Source organism: uncultured Chryseobacterium sp. (assembly GCF_913776365.1).
Classification (GTDB): domain Bacteria; phylum Bacteroidota; class Bacteroidia; order Flavobacteriales; family Weeksellaceae; genus Chryseobacterium.
On the sequence record NZ_CAJYMO010000347.1, the window covers coordinates 1 to 7409 of the forward strand.

A 7409-nucleotide genomic window follows, 5' to 3' on the forward strand; every position below is an offset into this window, starting at 1 on the left:
GAGGATCCTGAAAGATGTAAAAGAAATCGGCTTCGTACACCTTACGGAAGAAGATGTTGTACGGCATCCTGTGGTCCGGAAAATTATTTTAGCCTATAACGAAGAGGATAAAAAACATAGGAATGAATAATTTAGCTTAAAATATAAACTTAAAAATGCAGAATGGTGAAAATCGTCCTGCATTTTAATTTTATGGTAAAAATAACGGCAGATTTTGATATTAAAAAAAAAGTATTATTTTTGCCATCGAATTAATTAAAAAAACTATTAATTACATGAAAAAACTTATATTGATGGCAGCAGTAGCTGCATTAGGATTAAATGTAAACGCACAGGAATTCAGATTTGGCCCTAAAGCTGGTTACTCACTATCTATGCTTAAAGCGGAAGGCGATGGACAATCTTATAAATTTGATTCCAAATCCACTTTCTATGCAGGAATTATGGCTGAACATAAATTTGATGATAAGTTTGCTGTTCAGGGAGAAGTATTGTACTCACCTCTGGGTGGTAAGCGGGAAGAATCATTTTCCGTGAGTCAAATGGGAGTAACCGTATCTGGAACTGCAAAAAGTGACTTTAAATTAGGAAGTGTACAGATTCCGGTAAGTGCCAAATATTATGCTACGGAAAACCTAGCTTTTGGTGTGGGAATGAACTTCGGCATAATTACGTCAGCAAAAGCTGAAGTTACAGCATCTGCTACAGGAAGTGCAATGGGACAGACTGCTTCCGATACTCAAAGTGCCAATGAAGATGTTAAGGATCAAATTAAATCATTGAATCTTGCCCCTTTTATTGGAGCGGAATATACACTTGAAAACGGGATATTCTTTGATGCAAGATATAACCTTGGCGTGTCAAACCTGTATAAGAATCCACAAGGAAATGAAACTTTAAAGAATAGTTTTGTGCAAGTTGGAGTTGGATTCAAGTTCGGAGGTAACTAAAAAAGGATTTTAAAAAAAAAGAAAAGCGGCGCATCTAAGTGCCGCTTTTTTTGTGCAGAAATTAAAATTGCTGGAATCTCATTAGGTCTTGAATAAAAAGTAACCTGAAAGTAATACGTATTTACTGCATTTGCTTGAGTCTATAAATATTCTCTGTGAAAAAGGATTATTACCGGTGAAGCGGTACAAAATTTGTATCGTCTTTTTGTTTTTATACGCTACTTAAAATAAAAGCGTCCGGATTCTAATTATAAACTTATTATAAATGAAAAAATTCTTATTATTAGGTGCTTTCGCCTTTTTCGGAGGGCTTGCACAGGCTCAGGAGGGGTTCAGGCTAGGTGCCCATGTAGGAGCTCCGCTTGGGGATGCTTCCGATGCGGCAAGTGTAACGTTGGGAATCGATGCCGCTTATATGTGGAACATCACCAAAGGACTGGATATCGGGGCTGCTACCGGGTATTCCCATTTCTTCGGAAAAGACAATGTGGAGGACTTCGGATTCATTCCCCTGGCTGTTTCCGGGAAATATACCTTTAATAAACTTCCCCTTTTCGTAGGCCTGGATTTAGGAGCGGCCATATCTACCAGAAATTACATTAACAGCGGCCTGTACGTTGCACCGAGGGTCGGCTATCAGCTGAACAGGAAGACAGAGCTGTATCTGGGATTCCAGAATATAGGAAGCAGATATAAGCATCGTGGTCCGGGCCCGGGCCCTTACTGGCATGGGGATGACCGTTTCAGCTTCGGTGCCGTAAATTTCGGAGCCAATTTCTTCCTGAAATAAAAATTTTTAAAAGTAACTATAATAAGTTCCGGTTGTACAATCGGAACTTTTTTGTTTAAAAAATTACGAAAACATAAGAAGTCCCTGCTGGCGGGGATTATTCCTGAAAATAGCCAATATTTTCCGATGATATTAATCACATTAACAAATTTTAATATAAGCCGGGACCGCTGTACATTTGCCTTCAGAAAGTATTAAACTATTTAAAAATGAAGAAAGTATTAATAGCAGGTGCCGTGGCACTTTTCGGTTTATCCAATGCTCAGATCGCTAAAGGAACAACGTATTTATCAGGAACGTTAAATTTTGCAGCCAGCGAAGACAATAATACCAATACAAAAGAAAGCAACTTAACGCTGGTTCCTACAGTAGGATACTTTGTCGGAACAAACGTAGCAGTAGGAGTAGGAGTGGGATATGCTTCCAATGTAACAAAGATTGACGGTGCTGTTACAGATACCAAAAATACGATTTCTGCTGTAGTGGTAGAGCCTTTCGTAAGAAAATACTGGACTTTAGGTGAGAAATTCTATATCTTCGGTCAGCTTTCCGTACCAATGGCATTTGGAGAGAATAAAAATGAAGCTACTTCATTGGGTATAACCAACTATAACAAAGAAACATTCAATTCTTTCGGAGTTTCCGTGAAGCCGGGTCTTGATTATTTCGTAAACAAAAACTGGACTCTTGAAGCAACTATCGGTGACTTCGGATACAGCAACTTTAAGTACGAAAATGCAAAGAGCGTTGATAACTACAACTTCGGACTTGATCTTGCGTCTGTAGGAATCGGTGTAAAATATGTATTTGCCAAATAATAAACAAAACATAAACCCTGAAGTCCCGGAATCCGTTCCGGGGCTTTTTTTATGCATACAGGCGAAATTTTAAATCGCAAAAAGTAGAGATACAGTCTGACAGCGGTCTTTTTTAATCACAGCACTGAAGGAAAACTGCGTCTGCTGTACCAATCGTTCTTGTTTTTCAGAAGCTCTATCCTGCTATCCGCTATTACTCCTCGCGCTGTCCTTCTCCGGCTTTCCCGCTGCAAACCCACCCACCCCAACGCCTTCCAACGCCTGCTGTGGGGTAGCCGCTGCTATCAGGGCTAGGCAGGCAGTTGCCCATTCAACCGCCGGGATATGCCAATGACTGAGTGTTTTCTTCACTAATGTTTTATGGAAAAAATCAGGGTTTCCAGTGCTGCCGGTTTTTCGGATAAAAAACCAGTAAAGCACCGCGTGTCATAAAATACACTTATCTGTTGCAGCTCATCCATAATACGGGAAAATGCTGCACCATTCCTGTCTTAATTTTAAGTCATTACCTTTATTTTTCAAAAAAATGACTATTTTTGCCCCGCTTGAGTTTTCAGTCTCATAAAATACAATCTGCTTATTCAGGCGATAAACATTATAAAATAAACCATAATAACTATGAAAAAATTCATGTTAGCAGGAGCACTTGCACTGTTCGGCCTTTCCAATGCCCAGATGACCAAAGGCGATTGGACATTCAGCGGAAATACCGGATTCTCATTCAATAACACCACCCAGGTACAATCTGTAAACACTTCGTTAGTCCAGCCCCAGGATGGCCCCGAGACCAGTTCTGTAACCTTTACGCCTTCTTTTGGCTATTTTGTCATTGACAGGCTCGCCATAGGAATCGATGCAGACCTTAACAGTACAAGGACCAAAATGAATGTGGGCGATATTCATATCAAAACAACAGCCTCCGGGATCACTGTATTACCTACGGCAACGTATTATTTTTCCAATGCGACGAAATTTATTCCTTATCTTGGAGCAGGAGCTGGTTTCGGAACCATCAGATCAAAGTATTCCACAACAGAAAACAATGTTACCGTTTTCAGTCAGGATGATACAGCTAACGGATTTACATGGAAAGTAAAAGGAGGGATCAATTATATGATTACCCCTTTCTTTGCTGTTAATGCCGGGTTATCATTCAGTCAGCTCACCACCAAACAGGATATTGACTACAGTGATTTGCAGCTGAAAAACAGATATAATAATTTTGGGGTAAATGCAGGATTTTCTTTCTTTATTAAAGGGAAAGCCCAGAAATCAGATAAGTAGGCTTATCGATGATAAAAAAGAACCGGCTTCTGATGGAGCCGGTTCTTTTTTATCAATATTCTTAGCTGTACTGGTACAGCATTGCTGACGTTCAATTTATTTTCCGAACATTCCGCCCATGCCCGGCATATTCGGCATCTTGCTCATCATCTGCATCATCTGTTTGCCCTGCGGGCCCTGCATCATTTTCATCATTTTTCCCATCTGGTCAAACTGCTTCATCAGCGCGTTTACATCTTCAATTTTCCTTCCGGAACATTTGGCGATCCTGTTTTTTCTCTGGGTATTGATGATCGAAGGCCTTCTTCTTTCGTCCGGAGTCATGGAGTAGATGATGGCTTCGATATGCTTGAACGCATCATCGCTGATCTCTACGTCCTTAATCGCTTTCCCAACGCCCGGAATCATGCCCATCAGGTCCTTCATATTCCCCATCTTTTTGATCTGGTTGATCTGTTTGAGGAAATCATCAAAACCGAATTCGTTCTTGGCGATTTTTTTATGGAGTTTTTTAGCCTCTTCCTCGTCAAACTGTTCCTGCGCTCTTTCCACCAGGGAAACAACGTCTCCCATTCCCAGGATCCTGTCAGCCATCCTTTCCGGATAGAAAAGATCCAAAGCTTCCATTTTTTCACCGGTGGAAATAAATTTGATCGGTTTTTCCACCACGGAACGGATCGTCAGGGCCGCTCCCCCCCGGGTATCACCGTCCAGTTTGGTAAGTACCACTCCGTCAAAGTTCAGGGCTTCATTAAAGGCCTTGGCAGTATTTACCGCATCCTGGCCGGTCATGGAGTCTACCACAAATAAAGTTTCATTTGGTTTGATGAAGTAATGAACCGATTTGATCTCGTTCATCATCTGCTCATCAATCGCCAGACGACCTGCCGTATCCACAATCACAACGTCATGCCCGTTGGATTTTGCAAAACTGATCGCATTCTCGGCAATGGTGGAAGGGTTGGTAGATCCCTCTTCCGTAAATACCGGAACCCCGATCTGTCCGCCCAGTACTTTCAGCTGGTCGATGGCAGCAGGACGGTAAACGTCACAGGCTACCAGCAGGGGTCTTTTATTTCTTTTGGTCTTAAGATAATGGGCAAGCTTCCCGGAGAAAGTGGTCTTTCCGGAACCCTGGAGTCCTGCAATCAGGATTACGGAAGGTTTCCCTGAAAGATTGATGCCCTCCTGCGATCCTCCCATAAGCCCTACCAGCTCGTCATGGACAATTTTCGTCATCAGCTGTCCCGGAGTCAGGGAAGTGAGAACATCCTGTCCCAGTGCTTTGTCCTGAACCCTTTTGGTAAGGTCTTTGGCCACTTTATAATTAACATCGGCATCCACCAATGCCCTGCGGATTTCTTTTACGGTCTCTGCAACATTGATTTCCGTGATTTTTCCCCTCCCGGAAATATTGTGAAGCGCTTTGTCTAATTTATCCTGTAAACTGTTGAACATATTTATTGTAAATTATAGGTTTGCAAAAATAAGGATTTTTTTAGTATTTATAAACGATCGGGTCCGTAATATTATATATAAGGTATAAATTCCGGGGATGATATAAATCAAATCATGATGAAATCCCGGGGAAAAAGGATATTTTTGCGGTACATTAAAAAAAGCCTAATGAATGTTAGGCCTAAAAGCTTGGTATGAAAATTAATCCCAACATCCTGGTCACCGTACTGTTTTTCCTTACATTCCTGATCCATTTTTCACTGTGGAAATTTGTTTTTCACCTGGATGAGATCGTGATCGTGAAGTTCTATCTTTTCCTGAGCGTAATGTTCATGATGATGATCACCCTCGTGATCCTGGTCAACAGGGTAGTGCCCCAGTTTTTAGGACTGTCGGTGATCGGTCTGATCCTTTTAAAGTTCGGATTGATGTACCTGATCCGGAAAAAGCTGAATTTTGATGTAATACCGGACTACAAATTTCATTTCATTTTACCGTATTTTGTTCTGACAGCGCTGCTTACCTACTATGCCATCCGGCTGATCAATCATGACAAAAAACAGTAAAAATATTTATTGGAACTCAAAAAAATATCATATTTTTGCACAACGAAAAAAACCTATCAATGTTTAAGAAATTCGCAGTTTTATTCTACAGTATTTTTGTATTAAACTTAGTGTCTGCCCAGCACGGTGAAGCTAACGCTGAAACGGCTCCGGCCACAGAGCTTTCCGAAAAAGACAGAGTAACTAAGGAAAATAAAGAATTCATCGATCATCACTTGCTGGATGCTCATGACTTTACATTGATGGTGGATAAAGAAGGGCATCACATCGGGTTTCCCCTTCCGGTTATCTTTTATGACAACGGATTTCATGCCTTTATGAGCAACAAAGAAGGATTCATGCACGGCGAAACTACAGAAGTGGATGGATCTTACTATAAATTGCACCACGAAAAAATTTATAAGACGGATGCCGCCGGAACTTTAGCTTTTGATAAAGACGGTCATCCTACCAATGAGAAACCGCTGGATCTGTCAATTACCAAAAGCGTTCTTATTATATTCCTGGTTGCGGTGGTGATGTTTTTCCTGTTCACCGGAATGGCCAGATCTTACAAGAAATCTCAGGTTCCTACAGGAGCTACCAAATTCCTGGAGCCGCTGGTAATCTTCGTAAGGGATGAAGTAGCGATCCCGAACATCGGTCATAAGTATAAAAGATACATGGGATATCTGTTAACGGTATTTTTCTTTATCCTTCTTCTTAATATCTTAGGCCTTATGCCATTTGGAATCAACGTTACCGGTAATATCACCATGACTTTCTTCCTGGCTATCCTTACTTATCTGATCACTACATTCTCAGGAAACAAAGATTACTGGAAGCATATTTTCTGGATGCCGGGTGTACCTGTGCCGATGAAATTCATCATGTTGCCAATCGAATTGCTCGGAACACTGACGAAGCCTTTCGCGCTGATGATCCGACTTTTTGCCAACATGACGGCCGGACACATTGTGGTAATGACACTGATCGGTTCAATCTATATCTTTAACAACTGGATCGCCGGAGTAGCATTTCCATTTCTTACATTGGTTATCTACTTGCTGGAAGTATTGGTTGCGTTCCTACAGGCTTATATCTTTACGATGTTATCTGCTTTGTTTATCGGGATGGCAGTTGAAGAGCACGAACACGAGCATCATGCAGCTCACTAATTGAATTTGAAATTAAAAGAATACAATAAAACAATTTTTTAAAATTATATATTATGGAAATCCCTAGAATTATTGGTGCAGGTCTTATCGTACTGGGTGTAGGTATCGGTCTTGGTAAAATCGGAGCTGCTGCTCTTGAAGCTATCGCAAGACAGCCTGAGCAATCTGGAAAGATCCAAACTGCTATGCTTATTGCAGCTGCACTGGTAGAAGGTGTTGCATTTGCTGCGTTATTCGCATCATAAGCCAAACAAACAAAAACATTGTTGCAGCGGTTGGCTGCAACAATGTTAATTTTAAAAAAAAAGTAATAATTATTTATACATTTATATAATGGAATTAATTCATCAGTTTTCATCAGTATTATTTATTATCCAGTCTGTTAT

The 7409-nt window shown here is 40.8% G+C and carries 9 protein-coding genes; 8 read left to right on the top strand and 1 reads right to left on the bottom strand.

The genetic code is table 11. The features are described from left to right. The 5 genes from QZ735_RS18615 to QZ735_RS18635 all read left to right on the top strand — a co-directional run. On the top strand, positions 1 to 130 hold a 130-nt coding region (locus tag QZ735_RS18615; protein ID WP_294251851.1), incomplete at its 5' end, for a PhoH family protein. Positions 131 to 275: 145 nt separating this feature from the next. Next, the gene (locus QZ735_RS18620) at positions 276 to 950 is read left to right on the top strand and encodes a porin family protein (RefSeq protein ID WP_294251828.1); all 675 of its coding nucleotides are present in this window, start codon (positions 276 to 278) and stop codon (positions 948 to 950) included. 265 nt (positions 951 to 1215) lie between these two features. Next, on the top strand, positions 1216 to 1740 hold the full coding sequence (locus QZ735_RS18625; protein ID WP_294251831.1) for a hypothetical protein: 525 nt from the start codon (positions 1216 to 1218) through the stop codon (positions 1738 to 1740). Positions 1741 to 1949: 209 nt separating this feature from the next. Beyond that, the gene (locus QZ735_RS18630) at positions 1950 to 2558 is read left to right on the top strand and encodes an outer membrane beta-barrel protein (RefSeq protein ID WP_294251835.1); all 609 of its coding nucleotides are present in this window, start codon (positions 1950 to 1952) and stop codon (positions 2556 to 2558) included. A gap of 618 nt (positions 2559 to 3176) precedes the next feature. After that, positions 3177 to 3842 carry an outer membrane beta-barrel protein gene (locus tag QZ735_RS18635; protein WP_294251839.1) on the top strand — a complete coding sequence of 222 codons (666 nt, stop codon included), beginning with the start codon at positions 3177 to 3179 and terminating at the stop codon, positions 3840 to 3842. A gap of 96 nt (positions 3843 to 3938) precedes the next feature. On the opposite strand, the gene ffh is transcribed toward QZ735_RS18635, so the two are convergent. Then, a complete protein-coding gene (gene ffh, locus QZ735_RS18640) occupies positions 3939 to 5300 on the bottom strand; it encodes a signal recognition particle protein (RefSeq protein ID WP_294251842.1) in 1362 nt (453 codons plus the stop codon). Between the two features lie 194 nt (positions 5301 to 5494). Between ffh and QZ735_RS18645 the strand changes: the two genes are divergently transcribed. The 3 genes from QZ735_RS18645 to atpE are packed head-to-tail and all read left to right on the top strand — an operon-like array spanning position 5495 to position 7268. Beyond that, positions 5495 to 5866: a hypothetical protein gene (locus QZ735_RS18645; protein ID WP_294251845.1), complete on the top strand. Its 372-nt coding sequence runs from the start codon at positions 5495 to 5497 to the stop codon at positions 5864 to 5866. 59 nt (positions 5867 to 5925) lie between these two features. After that, the gene (gene atpB, locus QZ735_RS18650; protein WP_294251848.1) at positions 5926 to 7023 is read left to right on the top strand and encodes a F0F1 ATP synthase subunit A; all 1098 of its coding nucleotides are present in this window, start codon (positions 5926 to 5928) and stop codon (positions 7021 to 7023) included. A gap of 53 nt (positions 7024 to 7076) precedes the next feature. Further along, entirely contained in the window at positions 7077 to 7268 is a 192-nt protein-coding gene (gene atpE / locus QZ735_RS18655) for an ATP synthase F0 subunit C (RefSeq protein ID WP_027384648.1), read from the top strand. Positions 7269 to 7409: the final 141 nt, after the last annotated feature.

Excerpts from the sequence above, each read along its gene's own strand:
- QZ735_RS18620 (WP_294251828.1), top strand. The coding sequence starts at position 276 with ATGAAAAAACTTATATTGATGGCAGCAGTAGCTGCATTAGGATTAAAT.
- QZ735_RS18625 (WP_294251831.1), top strand. The coding sequence starts at position 1,216 with ATGAAAAAATTCTTATTATTAGGTGCTTTCGCCTTTTTCGGAGGGCTT.
- QZ735_RS18630 (WP_294251835.1), top strand. The coding sequence starts at position 1,950 with ATGAAGAAAGTATTAATAGCAGGTGCCGTGGCACTTTTCGGTTTATCC.
- QZ735_RS18635 (WP_294251839.1), top strand. The coding sequence starts at position 3,177 with ATGAAAAAATTCATGTTAGCAGGAGCACTTGCACTGTTCGGCCTTTCC.
- ffh (WP_294251842.1), bottom strand. The coding sequence starts at position 5,300 with ATGTTCAACAGTTTACAGGATAAATTAGACAAAGCGCTTCACAATATT.
- QZ735_RS18645 (WP_294251845.1), top strand. The coding sequence starts at position 5,495 with ATGAAAATTAATCCCAACATCCTGGTCACCGTACTGTTTTTCCTTACA.
- atpB (WP_294251848.1), top strand. The coding sequence starts at position 5,926 with ATGTTTAAGAAATTCGCAGTTTTATTCTACAGTATTTTTGTATTAAAC.
- atpE (WP_027384648.1), top strand. The coding sequence starts at position 7,077 with ATGGAAATCCCTAGAATTATTGGTGCAGGTCTTATCGTACTGGGTGTA.